Here is a 15,024-nt window from a genome sequence, read left to right on the forward strand (position 1 = left end):
GCCCGCCATCCCAGTGGAATGGCGTTAGTGGTGGTTGGCCGTGTGCCGACCATGATGGCGTGTCTTCCTGATCGATTGCGTCGTTGATCGCGACCGAGCACGTGCGGCAGACGCTATGGCGCTGTACGTGCAGCCCCGACTGCCACCTCATCACTCCCGCCTTCCGGGCTGCGGCATCCGAACAGGAACAGCCCTCCCCGCCCGCCCCCACCCACTGCATATGGACATACAACGACCTTCCTGGCTGAATAGAACGGTCGGCGCCGGTCGTGGCGCGAAATCCAGCAAGGGGACAGGCATGAGTGGGAGCAGCCCCGCCGCACGGTTGCAGCGGCTCTTCGAGGGCCACCGGCTCACGCCCACCCAGCGGCGTATCGCGCACTGCATGGTCCGCCGGGCCGCCGACGCGCCGTTCCTCTCCAGCGTCGAGCTGGCCGAGCTGGCCGGGGTCAGCCAGCCCTCCGTCACCCGCTTCGCCGTCGCCCTCGGCTTCGACGGCTATCCGGCGCTGCGCAGGCATCTGCGCGAGGTCGCGCCCGCCGACGGGGAGCAGGAGGACCCGGGGGAGACGTACAACGAGTACCAGCAGGCCGTCCGCGCCGAGATCGAGAACCTCCAGCACCTCTGTGACGTGCTCGCCGACCCCGCGCCCGTCGAGCGGGCCGGTCGACTGCTCGCCGGCTCCCGGCCGCTGCCGGTGCTGGGGCTGCGCGCCGCCTCCTCGCAGGCGCGCGGCTTCGGCTACTTCGCCGCCAAGGTGCACCCCGACGTCCGGGTCCTCGACGAGGGCGGCAGCATGCTGCCCGACCGGATCGACTCCGCCCGCCGGGCCGGGGCCACCGTCCTGATGTGCTTCGCGCTGCCGCGCCACTCCAAGGAGAGCGTGGACGCGCTCGCGTACGCCCGGGACCAGGGGATGACCGTGGTGACGGTCGCCGACTCCGCCTTCGCGCCCGTCGCCAAGCACAGCGATCTGCTGCTCCCGGCGGCGATCGGCTCCGGGCTCTCCTTCGACACCGTCTGCGCGCCGATGCTGCTCGGCCGGGTGCTGCTGGAGGCGATGTGCGACGGACTTCCCGACGCCCAGGCCCGGTTGGAGGAGTTCGACGCCCGGGCGGCGGCGCGCGGCCTGTTCGTGGAGTGAGGGCCCGCGCCCGGCCCTTTCGCGGATTTCTCAGGTATCGCTCATCTGCGGCGGTTAATCTCCGCGCCCAGAAGCACCGCGGGCAACGCGGCGCCAGGAAGAGAGGGGCACGGACGTGGGGCGCGGAGGGCAGTCGCTGGCGAGAGTGGCCGTGACCGTACGGGCAGGGGCGGCGCCCCTGTGGTGGGCGGGCCTGGTGGCCGCGGCGGCCGGGGCGTTCGTCCCGGGCCTGACCGGGCGTCGGATCGGGCTGCTGGCCGGAGCGGCGCTCTTCATCGTCACGGCGGCCGTCGTGGCCCTGGCGCGCAGCAAGCGGTACGCGGAACTGGCCCGGGGCGCCTCCCGCGCCGGGCGGGGCGACTTCCTCCAGGACCGGGCCGTGACCGTACGGATGTGGCGGCGCGGGCGCAGGTGGTGGCTGTTGGGGGCGTTCGTCGTCGCGGTGGCGTCCTCGTTCGCGCTGCCGGGGGCCGGCGGGCTGCTGCTCGCCGGTGCGGGTGCGGGCCTGTGGCTGAAGGCCGTGCGCATCGGACAGCGGGAGCGCCGTGACGACGTCCTGTACTGGGTGCGCACCGACTGGACCGGGCACGGGGGCCCGGCGGGCAAGCGGGTGAAGGCGTACCGGACGACGGGGCCGGAGGCGGGGGACGCCGCGCCGGGCGGGGCGCGGCGTCGCCGCCGGTGAGGTCGGGCCTTCCGGGGGCCGGGCCAAAGACCTTGCTGAGGCCGGGCCAAAGACCTCGCTGAGGCCGGACCGAAGGCCTCGCAGGGGCCGGACCGAAGGCCTCGCTGAGGTCGGACCGAAGGCGTCGGTGAGGTTGGACCGTACCCGGCGTCAGACCTCCAGGCCCGCCTCGATCTTCTTCAGCTGATGGCGGGCCATCGCCAGGTTCGACCGGCTCGCGTCCAGCACCAGGTACAAAAACAGGCCGTTGTTGCCACGGGTCTTGAGGAGCCGGATCAGGTGGTACTGGGTGCCGAGCGTGATCAGGATGTCCTCGATCTCGTCCTTGATGCCGAGGTGCTCCATGGTGCGGAGCTTGGCGCGGACCACGTCGGTGTTGCCCGCGGCGGCGACCTCCAGGTTGAAGTCCTTGCCGCCGCCGAGCGTGCCCAGGGCCATCCCGCTCGTGTAGTCGACGAGGGCGACACCCGTGGCGCCCTCGATCGAGCTCATCGCTTCCTTCAGTGTCGCTTCGGTGTTCGCCATGGAGGCTCGTTTCCTTTCCCTGGCCGGTCGCGGTGACCGGGGCCGTTTCTGTGGTGGTTGTTGTGCGGGCCGGTGCGCGGGCTTCTGCGTGATGGCGTGAGTCCCGGTGGTGGTGGTGACGCCGCGGGTGGGGGATCGGGCCGCCTACGTGGGGCGTTGCGGCAGGGTGCGGCCGGGCGCGGTGGCGGGGCGTGGGGGCGCGGGGGTGACGGGACGCTCCGTGCGGGGCAGCGCGGCGTCGACGAGCTCGCCGATACGGGCGCCCGCGCGGCGGCCCTCCAGATGGAGCCGGCCGACGTTGATGCGGTCCTCGGCCAGCAGGGTCAGGACGGCGGAGGAGCCCGCGGCGTAGGTGGCGATGTAGCCGCTGTCACCGCGGACCAGCAGTTCGCGGAAGCCGCCCCGGCCGGTGGCGTCGGTCATCCGGATGGAGACGCCGAGGGCGGCCGCGGTGAGGGCGGCGACGCCCTCCGCCTCGACGCCCGGGGTGTCGTGGGCCAGGACAAGCCCGTCGGTGGAGGCGGCCAGCGCCCCGGAGAGCAGCGGGACCCGGGCGCGTAACCGCTGGAGCTCGACGAGGACATCACGCACTTCGGCCTCGGGCACCATCAGCTGTCTCCTCCCGGCACGCTGTCTGAGCGCGCGTATCACAGGGCCTCCAATGCGTCTCGGAGCCGGCGCAGCAGGGCGACGTCGGGGTCGGCCGTCACCTCGGGGAGCACGATCCGGCCCGACGCCGAAGAGGCCGGCGGGGGCTGGGCGCGGACCGCCTCCACGAGGCCGGCCGCCGCCAGCCGCCGCAGGTCGACCAGGATGTGGAACGCCGAACGGCCCAGCGCCCGCGCGATGTCCGAGGCGGTACGGACCCCGTCGGCGAGCTCCAGGAGCCGGCGCTGCCGGGCCGGGACCGGGGCGTCGGACGGATGCGCCGCCGTCCGCAGCAGTGGCGCGGCGTCGCAGGCGGGATCGGGCCAGATCCGGTCCAGGAACTCCCGTCTGCGCAGCGTCTCGCGCTCCACGGCGGCCACCGGGACCGGCCGCACCGGACCGATCCAGTGCGCGACCCCGTAGCGGAAGCGGGCGGGCGTACCGGTCGGGGCGAGCGCGAAGAACGCGGCGTCGTACAGCGCCCCGAGGTGGCACAACTCCAGTGCGCCGCCCGGCACACGGCCGCTGTCGACGAGATAGCGGCCGACCCGCTGGTGCGCCCCGGCCTGTGCCACGGCGTCCCACCAGCCCTCGTGCCGCAGGGTGCCGCCGGCGGTGAGCAGGACGTCGATGCCGGGGGTGGCGGGGCTCTCCGCGTGCACCACCTGGCCGTCGGCGAGGTAGAGGGTGCCGCGGTCGCGCATCAGGGCGCCGGTGGCGCGCTCGGCGGCGAGGCGCCGGAGCATCGGGGAGAGCGCCGGGAGTCGGTCCGTGCAGGGGGCGTCGGGGTCGGCGGCTATCGGGCTCATGCCAGCACCAGGCGCTCGGCCAGCTCGCCCAGGCGCATCCGGGCGAGCGCGAGATTCCCCTCGGAGCGGTCCAGCCACAGATGCAGGAAGACGCTGCTGTCGAAGGCGGTCTCGACGAACCGGAGCATGTGGTACCCGTCGCGGGTGGTGACGATGACGTCCTCGACGGAGGTGCTCGGCGCCTGTCCGGGGTGCTGTGCGCCGCCGTCCGGGGCGAGGTGGGCGAAGGCCGGCTGCTCGGCGGTCAGCCGGGCGACCTCCGCCGTCTCGGCGGCGGTCGCCTCGTGGTCGCCGTTGGGGGATTCCCCGATGGTGCCGAGGGCGAGACCGCTCGTCCAGTCGACCACCGAGGCGCCCCGGGCGCCGGGCAGCCTCATGACTTCGAGCAGGCACTCGTCGATTCCGGGCACGCGGATCTCCCCTCCCGACGTGGCGTACGGCTGTAACGCAGAGGCTACGCAACGTGCTTGCGGCAGGTGGAGGTTCTGGCATTTTCCTTTGGTACATGCGGCCCGCGATGTAAAGGGGCGGCCGGAGCGCGGGGGCGGTGCCCGTCAGGCGTCCGGGGCGCCGGACCTCTCGCGGGCCGTCATGACCGCCTTGTTGAGCACCCACAGGCCGATCCCGATCAGCAGCAGGACCCCGGCCCGGACGTACACGTCGGAGCCCCGGTCGGCCAGGGGGCTCGCCAGGATCAGCGAGGTGAGCGCGCCGAGCACCGGAAGCGCCGTGGGCGTACGGAAGTGGCGGTGGTCCACCCGGTCCTTGCGGAGCACCAGCACGGCGACGTTGACGACGGCGAAGACGCAGAGCAGCAGGAACGAGGTGGTGTCGCCGAGCCCCTCGATCTCGCCGGTGGAGACCAGGCCGATCGCCAGGAGGGAGACGAAGACGATCCCGACCCAGGGGGTGCGGCGGCCGGCCAGTACCTTGCCCATCGCGGGCGGCAGGATGCGCTCGTTGGCCATGCCGTAGCAGAGCCGCGAGGCCATCATGATGTTGATCAGGGCCGAGTTGGTGACGGCGAACAGGGCGATCAGCGCGAAGAGTTTCGGCGGGAAGTCGACGCCCCCGGCCTTCACCACCTCCAGCAGCGGGCCGCTGGAGCCCGCCAGGGTGCGGGAGTCGACCAGGAGCGAGGAGACCAGGGCGACCAGGACGTAGACGGTGCCGGTGATGCCCACCCCGATGAAGATCGCGCGGGGGAAGGCGCGGCCGGGGTCCTTGGTCTCCTCGGCCATGTTCACCGAGTCCTCGAAGCCGACGAAGGCGAAGAAGCCCAGCGCGGTGGCGCCGAGCACCCCGGTGAGCAGGGCGTACCCGGTGCCGCCGGTCTCGATCTGGGTCAGCCGGGAGGGCTCGCCGTCGCCGCTGAACACGGCGTACGCGCCGATCGCGAGGATCACCGCGAGTCCGCTGACCTCGACCAGGGTCAGGACGACGTTCGCCTTCACCGACTCGGCGACCCCGCGGAGGTTGATCGCGGCGAGGGCGAGGACGAACAGGATCGCGATCAGGGTCGCCGGCACCGCGTCGGTGAACTCCCCCAGGTAGTCGCCGCTGAACGCCCGCGCCGCCGCGCTCGCCGAGGAGAGGCCCGAGCACATGACCATGAAGGCGACGACGAAGGTCAGGAACGGGACCTTGAACGCCTTCTGGGTGTAGAGCGCGGCCCCGGCGGCCTTCGGGTACTTGCCGACGAGTTCCACGTACGAGGCCGCCGTCAGCAGGGCGACGGCGAAACCGATCGCGAACGGCAGCCACAGCGCGCCGCCGACCTTGCCCGCCACGTTCCCGGTGGTCGCGTAGATGCCGGTGCCCAGGATGTCGCCGATGACGAAGAGGATCAGCAGCTTGGTGCCGAGGGCGCGCTTGAGCGGCGGCGACCCTCCGGGGTTCGCGGGATCGCCGGTCGTGGGGGATTCGGCAGTGCTCATCGACGCCTCCGGTCCATGCTGCGCATCACTGGCAGAACCTGTTCCCGGTCGCGGCGCGAACCGCACCTGTTGACTACGACTATTCAGAGCATCAGGATGTGAATAGATTTTCACCGTCGCGAGGAGGCACCGCCATGTCAGGACCCCGCCCCGTACGGGCACCGCGCGGCAGCGCGCTGACCGCCCTGGGATGGCAGCAGGAGGCCGCTCTGCGGATGCTCCAGAACAACCTCGACCCCGAGGTCGCCGAGCACCCCGACAAGCTCGTCGTCTACGGCGGCACCGGCAAGGCCGCCCGCGACTGGCGCTCGTTCGACGCGATGGTCCGCACCCTTCGGACGCTCAAGCAGGACGAGACGATGCTCGTCCAGTCCGGGCGGCCGGTCGGCGTCATGCAGACCCACGAGTGGGCGCCGCGCGTGCTCATCGCCAACTCCAACCTGGTCGGCGACTGGGCCAACTGGGAGGAGTTCCGCCGCCTGGAGGCGCTCGGACTCACCATGTACGGCCAGATGACCGCCGGGTCCTGGATCTACATCGGCACCCAGGGCATCCTCCAGGGCACCTACGAGACCTTCGCCGCCGTCGCCGCGAAGAAGTTCGGCGGGACGCTGGCCGGGACGATCACCCTGACCGCCGGGCTCGGCGGCATGGGCGGCGCCCAGCCGCTCGCCGTGACCATGAACGACGGCGTCGCCATCTGTATCGACTGCGACCCGCGCGCCATCGAGCGCCGGATCGAGCACCGCTTCCTGGACGTGAGGGCCGACAGTCTGGAGCACGCCCTCCAGCTCGCCGTCGAGGCCCGCGACGCCCGCCGCCCCCTCTCCATCGGCCTCCTCGGCAACGCCGCCGAACTGCTGCCCCGGATGCTCGCCGAGAGCGCGCCCATCGACATCGTCACCGACCAGACCAGCGCCCACGACCCGCTGGCCTACCTGCCGCTCGGCGTCGACTTCGACGACATGGCCGGCCTCGCCGCCGACAAGCCCGCCGACTTCACCCAGCGTGCCCGCGAGTCGATGGCCCGCCACGTCGAGGCCATGGTCGGCTTCATGGACGCGGGCGCCGAGGTCTTCGACTACGGCAACTCCATCCGGGGCGAGGCCCAGCTCGCCGGTTACGACCGCGCCTTCGACTTCCCCGGCTTCGTCCCCGCCTACATCCGCCCCCTCTTCTGCGAGGGCAAGGGCCCCTTCCGCTGGGCCGCGCTCTCCGGCGAGGCCTCCGACATCCACAAGACCGACCAGGCGATGCTGGAGCTGTTCCCGGAGAACGAGTCGCTGCACCGCTGGATCAAGATGGCAGGCGAGCGCGTCCACTTCCAGGGCCTGCCCGCCCGCATCTGCTGGCTCGGCTACGGCGAGCGCGACAAGGCCGGCGAGCGCTTCAACGACATGGTCGCGAGCGGTGAGCTGGCCGCCCCGCTGGCCATCGGCCGTGACCACCTGGACTGCGGCTCGGTCGCCTCCCCGTACCGCGAGACCGAGGCCATGCTCGACGGCTCCGACGCCATCGCCGACTGGCCGCTGCTCAACGCCATGGTCAACGTCGCCTCCGGCGCCTCCTGGGTCTCCCTCCACCACGGCGGCGGCGTCGGCATGGGCCGCTCCATCCACGCGGGCCAGGTCTCCGTCGCGGACGGCACGAAGCTCGCGGGCGAGAAGATCCGCCGCGTCCTGACGAACGACCCGGGCATGGGTGTCATCCGCCACGTGGACGCCGGGTACGACATCGCCGAGAACGTCGCCGCCGACCAGGGCGTACGCGTCCCCATGACGGAGGGCAACTGATGCCGTCCGGCACGCCCGGGGACACCCCCGGCACGCCCGGGAACACCCCAGGCACGCCCGGGGGTGAGCCCGCCACCTCTCCCGGCACCCGGCAGTGGTGGCGCGCGGGCGACTCCTTCCTCTCGATGTGGCGGGAGCTGGCCCCCATCGGGCGCCACTCCGACAGCGGCGGCTACCGGCGCTACGCCTGGTCACCGGCGGACCTCGACTGCCGGGCCTGGTTCCGCGCGCAGGCCGAGGCGCGCGGTCTCGCGTACGAGACCGACCGCAACGGCAACCAGTGGGCCTGGCTCGGCGACCCCCTGGGCGGGGACGCCGTCGTCACCGGGTCCCACCTGGACTCCGTCCCGGACGGCGGCGCCTTCGACGGCCCGCTCGGCGTGGTGTCCTCCTTTGCCGCGCTCGACGAACTCCACCGCAGGGGAGTGGAGTTCACCCGGCCGCTGGCGATCGCCAACTTCGGTGACGAGGAGGGCGCCCGCTTCGGCCTGGCCTGCGTCGGGTCCCGGCTGGCCGCCGGACAGCTCGCCGTCGCCGACGCCCACCGGCTGCGCGACGCGGATGGGACCACCCTGCCCGCCGCCATGGAAGCCGCCGGATACGACCCCGGGACCATCGGCCCCGACCCGGAACGGCTCGCCCGGATCGGCGCGTTCGTCGAACTCCACGTCGAGCAGGGCCGCGCCCTCGACCTGACCGGCGACCCCGTCGGCATCGCCTCCGCCATCTGGCCGCACGGCCGCTGGCGGTTCGACTTCCGGGGCGAGGCCAACCACGCGGGCACCACCCGGCTCGCCGACCGCCGCGACCCGATGCTCACGTACGCCGAGACCGTGCTCGCCGCCCGCCGCGAAGCCGAACTGACCGGCGCTCTCGCCACCTTCGGCAAGATCGCGGTCGAGCCCAACGGCGTCAACGCCATCCCCTCCCTCGTACGCGGCTGGCTCGACTCCCGCGCCGCCGACCAGGCCACCCTCGACACCGTCGTCACCGGAATCGAGCGGGCCGCCCGGGAGTACGCCGAGCGGGCCGGGATCGACCTCGACGTCGTCCGCGAGTCGTTCACGCCCGTCGTCGCGTTCGAGCACGCCCTGCGCGACGAGCTCGGCAAGATCCTGGAGGCGAGCGGCGACACGGGGCGCCCCCTGCCTGTCCTCGGCACCGGCGCGGGCCACGATGCGGGTATTTTGTCCGCCTCGGCGCCCACCGCCATGCTCTTCGTACGCAACCCCACCGGCATCTCGCACTCACCCGCCGAGCACGCCACCGAGGACGACTGCATGGCCGGGGTCGGGGCACTCGCCGACGTACTGGAAGGTCTCGCGTGCAGCTGACACACCGGACGACGGGCGCACCCGTCACCGCGACGTACTGGATGGACCACGCCTGGCTCGGCACCCACGTCGAGCCGGGCGTCACCCTGGACGTCGCGGACGGCCGCATCGCCGGGATCAGGACCGGGGTCGAGACCCCGCCGCCCGGCGCGACCGTCCTGCGCGGCCTGACCCTCCCCGGTCTCGCCAACACCCACTCCCACGCCTTCCACCGGGCCCTGCGCGCCACCGTCCAGGTCGGCTCGGGCACCTTCTGGACGTGGCGCGAGCTGATGTACCGGACGGCCTCCCGGCTCACCCCGGACACCTACTTCGACCTGGCCCGCGCCACGTACGCCGAAATGGCCCTGGCCGGGATCACGGCCGTCGGCGAATTCCACTATCTGCACCACGCCCCCGGCGGCACCCCCTACGCCAACCCGAACGCCATGGGCGAAGCGCTGATCGCGGCCGCCGCAGAGGCCGGGATCCGCATCACCCTGCTGGACACCGCCTATCTCGCCGCCGGATTCGGCGAGAAGCCCAACCGGCACCAGCTGCGCTTCTCCGACACCACCGCCGAGGCCTGGGCGGAGCGCGCCTCCCTCCTCAAGGGCGACGACCACACCCTCATCGGTGCGGCCGTCCACTCCGTCCGGGCGGTCCCGGCCGGACAGCTGGCCACCGTCGCGCGGTGGGCCGAGGAGCGGAACGCCCCGCTCCACGTCCACCTCTCCGAGCAGACGGCGGAGAACGACGCCTGCCGGGCCGCCCACGGGCGCACCCCCACCCGGCTGCTGGCCGACCACGGGGTCCTCGGGCCGCGCACCACCGGCATCCACAACACGCACCTGACCGAGGCGGACATCGAGCTGCTCGGTTCCTCGGCCACCGGCACCTGCATGTGCCCCACCACCGAACGCGACCTGGCCGACGGCATCGGCCCCGCCGCCGCCCTCCAGAAGGCGGGCTCGCCGCTCTCGCTGGGCAGCGACAGCCACGCCGTGATCGACCTCTTCGAAGAGGCACGCGCGATGGAGCTCAACGAGCGGCTGCGCACGCACATCCGGGGCCACTGGACGGCCGCCGCCCTGCTCCGGGCCGCCTCCGCCGACGGGCACGCCGCACTCGGCCGCCCCGACGCGGGCGTGCTGGAGCCGGGCGCCCCGGCCGATCTGACCACCATCGCCCTGGACTCCGTCAGGACGGCCGGGGCGGTGCCCCGACTGGCAGCGGAGACCGCCGTATTCGCCGCCTCCGCCGCTGATGTGCGGCACACGGTCGTGGCGGGCCGGCACATCGTCCGGGACGGCCGTCACACCCGGATCGAGGACGTGCCCCGGGCGCTCGCCGAGGCCGTGGCAGCCCTGCACCACCACTGACCCCGGACCCGCCCGAGCCCCCGGCCCGGGGACCACCGGCGGGACCGGAACGGAACCCGCCAGAGCCCCCGGACCTGACCCCGCCCGCCGAACCGGACCCGCCCGAGCCCTCCGACCGGGCACCACCGGCGGGACCGGAACCGAACCCGCCCGAGCCCCCGGGCCTGACCCCGCCCGCCGAACCGGACCCGCCCGAGCCCTCGGCCCGGACACCGCCCGCGGAACCGGAACCGGACCCCCCGGAACGCAAGGAGAACACTCTCCAGATGACGACCACCGCCGTCACCCACATCGCCAGCCTGGTCACCAATGACCCCTCCCTCGGCAACGGGACCCCCCTGGGCCTGATCCAGGACGCGGCCGTCGTCATCGACGGCGACCGCATCGTCTGGACCGGTGAATCAAGCAAAACACCCGCCACTGACAACGTCCTCGACGCGGCCGGCCGCGCGGTGATCCCGGGCTTCGTCGACTCCCACTCCCACCTGGTCTTCGCGGGCGACCGCACCCAGGAGTTCAACGCCCGCATGTCCGGGCAGCCCTACCGCGCCGGCGGCATCCGTACCACCGTCGCCGCCACCCGGGCCGCCTCCGACGAGGAGCTCTCCGCCAACGTCGCCCGCTACCTCGCCGAGGCCCTGCGCCAGGGCACCACCACCTTCGAGACCAAGTCCGGCTACGGCCTCACCATCGAGGACGAGGCCCGCGCCCTGCGGATCGCGGCCCGCCACACCGACGAGGTCACCTACCTCGGCGCCCACATCGTCTCGCCCGACTACGCCGACGACCCCGCCGGCTACGTCGACCTGGTGACCGGCCCGATGCTGGAGGCCTGCGCCCCGCACGCCCGCTGGATCGACGTGTTCTGCGAGCAGGGCGCCTTCGACGGCGACCAGGCCCGCGCCATCCTCACGGCGGGCCGCGCCAAGGGGCTGCACCCCCGGATCCACGCCAACCAGCTGACGTACGGCCCCGGCGTCCAGCTCGCCGTCGAGCTCGACGCGGCGTCGGCCGACCACTGCACCCACCTCACCGACGCGGACGTCGACGCGCTCGGCCAGGGCGACACGGTGGCCACGCTGCTCCCGGGCGCGGAGTTCTCCACCCGCGCCACCTGGCCCGACGCCCGCCGGCTCCTCGACGCGGGAGCCACCGTCGCGCTCTCCACGGACTGCAACCCCGGCTCGTCGTTCACCTCGTCCATGCCGTTCTGCGTCGCGCTGGCCGTGCGCGACATGGGGATGACCCCGGACGAGGCGATCTGGTCGGCCACCGCGGGAGGGGCGGCGGCTCTGCGGCGCCCGGACATCGGCCGGATCACCCCCGGCGCCCGCGCCGACCTGGTCCTCCTCGACGCCCCGAGCCACGTGCACCTCGCCTACCGCCCGGGCGTCCCGCTGGTCAGCGCGGTCTGGCGGAGCGGACAGCGGGTGGTGTGACGGCGCCCCGGGGGCCGAGGCCGGGGCGCGTTCATGATCGAACGCTTCACGGGAACGGGCCCCGGCTCGCCTTCCGTGGGGGTCTGACGCGCCGTAAGGTCGGCCCCCGTGGCCAACAGGGAGAGGGTGACGTGAGTCAGTACTACAAAATGGGTGACCGAACCCTGTGGAATCCGTCGAACGGCGCGTCTCGGCTGTTCGCACGTCAGGTAGCCCTTTACGAAGCCGAATTGAGTCTGGCGTCCGGCATCGGCCCCATGGAGGCCGACGAGTGCCAGATCGACCCCGCCGTATTCGCGGCGTTCGCCAACGCCCTGCTCGCCTGGCACGCCGAAACGAGGCACGCCGTCATGGCCACCCTGTCCGCAGGGTTCGTCGCCATGGTGCTGGCCTTGGCCGAGAAGGCGAACATCGAGGTGGACTGGCGGGCCGCCGAGAGTGCCGAGAACGATTACCTCAAGATCTCGGGACCCCATGCGAAGGAGTGGACGGCCGCGCTGCGCCAGCGGGTGCGCGAACTCACCCGGAGCCTGGCGACCTGAGGATCGGCTCGTCAACCGCACCCGGGGCAGGCCGACACCCGGGGCAGGGCGGCACCCGGGGCAGGGCGGCACCCGGCGCGGGATCGCAACCGGCACCGCGCCCCCGCACGCGGAAGGACCCGCTCCCGGCATCCGGGGCGGGTCCTTCCGCGGTGCTGCCCGAACGGCCGTGGAGCCCCATGGGCGGGGCGGCGGGCCGCGTCGGGGGCGGCGGGGTCACTCCTCCAGGGTCAGTCCCTTGCGGAGCTTGGCCAGCGTCCTGGAGAGCAGCCGGGACACGTGCATCTGCGAGATGTTGAGCTCCTCGCCGATCTCCGACTGCGTCATGTTGCTGACGAAGCGGAGCGAGAGGATCATCCGGTCCCTGGAGGGCAGCGCGGCGATCAGCGGCTTCAGCGACTCGACGTACTCGATGCCTTCGAGACCGTGGTCCTCATAGCCGATGCGGTCCGCGAGAGCGCCCTCGTGGTCGTCCTCCTCGGGCTTGGCGTCCAGCGAGCTCGCGGTGTACGCGTTGCTCGCGGACATGCCCTCGACGACCTCCTCCGGGCTGATGCCGAGGAGCTCGGACAGCTCCGCCACGGTGGGCGCGCGGTCCAGCCGCTGGGAGAGCTCGTCGCCGGCCTTCGCCAGGTCGAGCCGCAGCTCCTGGAGCCGGCGCGGTACGCGTACGGACCAGCTGGTGTCACGGAAGAAGCGCTTGATCTCGCCGACGATCGTCGGCATCGCGAACGTGGGGAACTCCACGCCGCGGCTCAGCTCGAACCGGTCGATCGCCTTGATCAGGCCGATGGTGCCGACCTGGACGATGTCCTCCATCGGCTCGCTGCGGGAGCGGAACCGGGAGGCGGCGAACTTGACGAGCGCGAGGTTGAGCTCGACGAGGGTGTTGCGGACGTAGCTGTACTCGTGGGTGCCCTCTTCGAGGGACTCCAGCCGCTCGAAGAGCGTCTTCGACAGGGCCCTGGCGTCCAGAGCGCCCACTTCGGCGTAGGGCGGGATCTCGGGAAGCCCTTCGAGTCCCTCGCCGACCACGCCGGAGAAGTCTGAGGTGGTGCCGGTGGTGCCGGTGGTGCCGGTGGTGCTGATGGTGCCAGTGGTATAGGTGCTGCTGGTGCTGCTGGTGCTGCTGGTGCGCGGGCCGGGAACGGCGCTCGCGGCGGGGGAGTCGGAATTGGTCGGTCCCTGAGGACATGCCGACGGCGCATTGTGGGTACGCGCTTCGTCGAGCCGGGGTGACATGGGTCTCCTCCATCGTTCTCGGCATATGGCTGCCGATGCCCATACGTGTTCCTGCGGTGAAGCGGCGCCTCCAAAGCCGGTTGTGTTTCTGGTGTCCCTCTACCCATACCCGGTCCTGGCCAGCAGTGACAAGCTCCAATTACCGCTATATGTCCGGTTTGTTGAGGTCTCCGACTACCGCGTGGGCAACGGAACGCGTACTGTTTTAGGCACGTCGGCGGCAGCTGTGCATGCAGCCGCACAGGCGGTGACGCGCAAAGTGACGAACGGCGAAGAGGGTCAGGCATGGACCGCGGGACGGTCGGCAGTGCTAACCGGGGTCGACTTCAGGTCGAGGCCCGGACCGAGGGGCGCAGCGAGGTCGTGACGCCGGTGGGTGAGCTGGACCACCACACCGCCGATCTGCTGCGCGAGCCCCTGGAGAGTGCGGTCGAGCAGGGGCGGTCACGCCTGGTGGTCGACTGCTCTCGGCTGGATTTCTGTGATTCCACCGGGCTGAACGTCCTGCTCGGCGCCCGCCTCAAGGCGGAGGCGGCCGGCGGAGGGGTTCATCTGGCCGGGATGCTGCCCGTCGTGGCGAGGGTGTTCGAGATCACCGGCGCGGAGGCGGTCTTCACCGTCCACGCCACGCTCGAAGAGGCCCTGGCCACCTGACCCGGCATGAGCGTGCGACCGCGGACGTCCTCGATGTCGGCTGTGTCACGCGATCGTGTGCCTCAAGTGGGTGTTGTTGCGACATGGCAGGGCAGGAGACACCCCGGCGGTGCCCCGCAAGGGTTCCGGCACACTCGGTAACTGACCATTATCTGTTGAACGGCGACATGGCGACATGGCGAATCGGTGAGGTGAAGCGCTGATGAGCACCACCCGGCAGCATCCGCCGGGCGACCTCGGTCGCGAGCCGGACGGAGCGGGCGCAGCCTCGACCGTCCCGGCCGAGCGGCAGTGGCGCACGCTCTCGCTCGGGCAGGCCAGCGGCATTGTTCCGACGGCCCGTGACTTCGCCCGGCAGGCGCTGCACGACTGGGGCTGGCTCCCGGCGTCGTCCGCGGACCGCAGGGCCGCCGCCGAGGATGTCCTGCTGGTCGTCTCCGAGCTGGTGACGAACGCCTGTCTGCACGCGGAGGGCCCCGAGGAGCTCCGGATCGGCCACACGCCCAAGGTGCTGCGGGTGGAGGTCGTCGACCGGGGAGCCGGTCAGCCCGCCCCCCGTACGCCGCACCGCGCCGGCCGGCCCGGCGGGCACGGCATGTTCATCGTGCAGCGCCTCTGCCTCGACTGGGGTGTCCTGCGCACTCCGGACGCACCCGGCAAGACCGTCTGGGCGGAGCTCGCCGCCCCCGCCTAGCGAGCGTCCGGCGGATCAGGGCCGGGACAGGGCTCAGGGCGTGTCCCGGCCCTGTCCCGGCCCTGATCCGCCGGACACGCCCTGGCCGCGCCCCCACCCGCGCTCCTCACCCGTACACCCCACCGGTACGCCTCGGGCGTACCTCTCACCCGCACCGACAAGAGCGCGCCGGATCGGCGCGCTCTTTGTCTTCCCTCCATCAGGCCCCGGGCGTACC

At 72.4% G+C, this 15,024-nt stretch carries 15 protein-coding genes; 9 read left to right on the forward strand and 6 right to left on the reverse strand.

All coding sequences use genetic code 11. The annotated features are described in order from the left end of the window. Positions 1–298 precede the first annotated feature (298 nt). Complete coding sequence (locus ACH4KB_RS26830) at positions 299–1,144, forward strand: MurR/RpiR family transcriptional regulator (protein ID WP_398068451.1); 846 nt, start codon at positions 299–301, stop codon at positions 1,142–1,144. A 145-nt stretch (positions 1,145–1,289) separates the two neighbouring features. After that, entirely contained in the window at positions 1,290–1,829 is a 540-nt protein-coding gene (locus tag ACH4KB_RS26835) for a hypothetical protein (protein ID WP_398068514.1), read from the forward strand. 150 nt (positions 1,830–1,979) lie between these two features. On the opposite strand, the gene ACH4KB_RS26840 is transcribed toward ACH4KB_RS26835, so the two are convergent. From ACH4KB_RS26840 to ACH4KB_RS26860, 5 genes are all read right to left on the reverse strand, one after another. Next, entirely contained in the window at positions 1,980–2,354 is a 375-nt protein-coding gene (locus ACH4KB_RS26840; RefSeq protein ID WP_398068452.1) for a hypothetical protein, read from the reverse strand. A 144-nt stretch (positions 2,355–2,498) separates the two neighbouring features. Next, positions 2,499–2,963, reverse strand: a complete 465-nt coding sequence (locus tag ACH4KB_RS26845; protein WP_398068453.1) for a roadblock/LC7 domain-containing protein — start codon at positions 2,961–2,963, stop codon at positions 2,499–2,501. Between the two features lie 38 nt (positions 2,964–3,001). Beyond that, positions 3,002–3,811, reverse strand: coding sequence for a winged helix-turn-helix domain-containing protein (locus ACH4KB_RS26850; RefSeq protein WP_398068454.1), 810 nt, complete (start codon positions 3,809–3,811; stop codon positions 3,002–3,004). Beyond that, positions 3,808–4,221 (reverse strand): hypothetical protein, encoded by a 414-nt coding sequence (locus tag ACH4KB_RS26855; RefSeq protein ID WP_398068455.1) that lies wholly within the window; start codon positions 4,219–4,221, stop codon positions 3,808–3,810. Before ACH4KB_RS26855 ends, ACH4KB_RS26850 begins: the two co-directional genes overlap by 4 nt. Before the next feature lie 144 nt (positions 4,222–4,365). Then, positions 4,366–5,748: an APC family permease gene (locus tag ACH4KB_RS26860; protein WP_398068456.1), complete on the reverse strand. Its 1,383-nt coding sequence runs from the start codon at positions 5,746–5,748 to the stop codon at positions 4,366–4,368. 134 nt (positions 5,749–5,882) lie between these two features. On the opposite strand from ACH4KB_RS26860, the gene hutU reads away from it, so the two are divergent. From hutU to ACH4KB_RS26885, 5 genes are all read left to right on the forward strand, one after another. After that, positions 5,883–7,541 carry a urocanate hydratase gene (hutU, locus tag ACH4KB_RS26865; RefSeq protein ID WP_398068457.1) on the forward strand — a complete coding sequence of 553 codons (1,659 nt, stop codon included), beginning with the start codon at positions 5,883–5,885 and terminating at the stop codon, positions 7,539–7,541. Then, on the forward strand, positions 7,541–8,875 hold the full coding sequence (locus ACH4KB_RS26870; protein WP_398068458.1) for an allantoate amidohydrolase: 1,335 nt from the start codon (positions 7,541–7,543) through the stop codon (positions 8,873–8,875). The genes hutU and ACH4KB_RS26870 overlap by 1 nt, the downstream gene beginning before the upstream one ends. Then, positions 8,866–10,236, forward strand: a complete 1,371-nt coding sequence (locus ACH4KB_RS26875; protein ID WP_398068459.1) for a formimidoylglutamate deiminase — start codon at positions 8,866–8,868, stop codon at positions 10,234–10,236. The genes ACH4KB_RS26870 and ACH4KB_RS26875 overlap by 10 nt, the downstream gene beginning before the upstream one ends. A gap of 266 nt (positions 10,237–10,502) precedes the next feature. Further along, positions 10,503–11,675 (forward strand): imidazolonepropionase, encoded by a 1,173-nt coding sequence (gene hutI / locus ACH4KB_RS26880; RefSeq protein WP_398068460.1) that lies wholly within the window; start codon positions 10,503–10,505, stop codon positions 11,673–11,675. Positions 11,676–11,806: 131 nt separating this feature from the next. Next, positions 11,807–12,217, forward strand: a complete 411-nt coding sequence (locus ACH4KB_RS26885; protein WP_398068461.1) for a DUF6086 family protein — start codon at positions 11,807–11,809, stop codon at positions 12,215–12,217. A gap of 216 nt (positions 12,218–12,433) precedes the next feature. On the opposite strand, the gene ACH4KB_RS26890 is transcribed toward ACH4KB_RS26885, so the two are convergent. After that, complete coding sequence (locus ACH4KB_RS26890; protein ID WP_398068462.1) at positions 12,434–13,459, reverse strand: RNA polymerase sigma factor SigF; 1,026 nt, start codon at positions 13,457–13,459, stop codon at positions 12,434–12,436. Between the two features lie 285 nt (positions 13,460–13,744). On the opposite strand from ACH4KB_RS26890, the gene ACH4KB_RS26895 reads away from it, so the two are divergent. Both ACH4KB_RS26895 and ACH4KB_RS26900 read left to right on the forward strand, forming a co-directional pair. Then, positions 13,745–14,113, forward strand: coding sequence for an STAS domain-containing protein (locus tag ACH4KB_RS26895; RefSeq protein ID WP_030589247.1), 369 nt, complete (start codon positions 13,745–13,747; stop codon positions 14,111–14,113). Positions 14,114–14,315: 202 nt separating this feature from the next. Further along, positions 14,316–14,807 carry an ATP-binding protein gene (locus tag ACH4KB_RS26900; RefSeq protein WP_398068463.1) on the forward strand — a complete coding sequence of 164 codons (492 nt, stop codon included), beginning with the start codon at positions 14,316–14,318 and terminating at the stop codon, positions 14,805–14,807. Positions 14,808–15,024: the final 217 nt, after the last annotated feature.

Source organism: Streptomyces sp. NPDC017520 (assembly GCF_044329855.1).
In the GTDB taxonomy this organism is placed as follows: Bacteria; Actinomycetota; Actinomycetes; order Streptomycetales; family Streptomycetaceae; genus Streptomyces.